This window comes from Burkholderia sp. E168m23, assembly GCF_016586125.1.
In the GTDB taxonomy this organism is placed as follows: Bacteria; Pseudomonadota; Gammaproteobacteria; order Burkholderiales; family Burkholderiaceae; genus Burkholderia; species Burkholderia orbicola.
On sequence record NZ_BCPP01001575.1, the window covers coordinates 1 to 795 of the forward strand.

A 795-nucleotide genomic window follows, 5' to 3' on the forward strand; every position below is an offset into this window, starting at 1 on the left:
CGGTGCGCTGATCGGCGATTACGAGATCTCGCGCCAGCCGGAAGACATGTACTTCATCGAGCAGATGTCGCACGTCGCGGCGGCCGCGCATGCGCCGTTCATCGCGTCGGCGTCGCCGGAGCTGCTCGGCCTCGAGTCGTTCTCCGACCTCGGCAAGCCGCGCGACCTCGGCAAGGTGTTCGACACCGTCGAATACGCGAAGTGGAAGTCGTTCCGCGACGCCGAGGATTCGCGCTACGTCGGCCTGACGCTGCCGCGCTTTCTCGGCCGCTTGCCGTTCAATCCGAAGGACGGCCAGACCGCGGAGAACTTCAACTTCGTCGAGGACGTCGACGGCACCGATCACGACAAGTACCTGTGGTGCAACGCGGCATGGGCCTTCGCGGCCCGCCTGACGGCCGCGTTCGACGACTTCGGCTGGTGCGCGGCGATCCGCGGCGTCGAAGGCGGCGGCCTCGTCGAGGATCTGCCGACCCACACGTTCAAGACCGACGACGGTGAAGTCGCGCTGAAGTGCCCGACCGAAATCGCGATCACCGATCGCCGCGAGAAGGAGCTGAGCGATCTCGGCTTCATCCCGCTCGTCCATTGCAAGAACTCAGATTACGCCGCGTTCTTCGCTGCGCAGTCGGTGCAGAAGCCCAAGAAATACAGCACCGACAGCGCGAACGCGAACGCCGTCCTGTCCGCCCAGCTTCAGTACATCTTCTCGGTATCGCGCGTCGCGCACTACCTGAAGGCGATGATGCGGGACAAGATCGGCAGCTTCGCATCGGCGCAGAACGTGGAGACTTT

General features: G+C 64.4%; 1 protein-coding gene. It reads left to right on the forward strand.

Translation table 11 applies throughout. From position 1 onward, the window contains the following. Positions 1–795 (forward strand): type VI secretion system contractile sheath large subunit (gene tssC, locus JMF90_RS38980; RefSeq protein ID WP_201326535.1); only part of this gene is annotated, 795 nt, incomplete at both ends.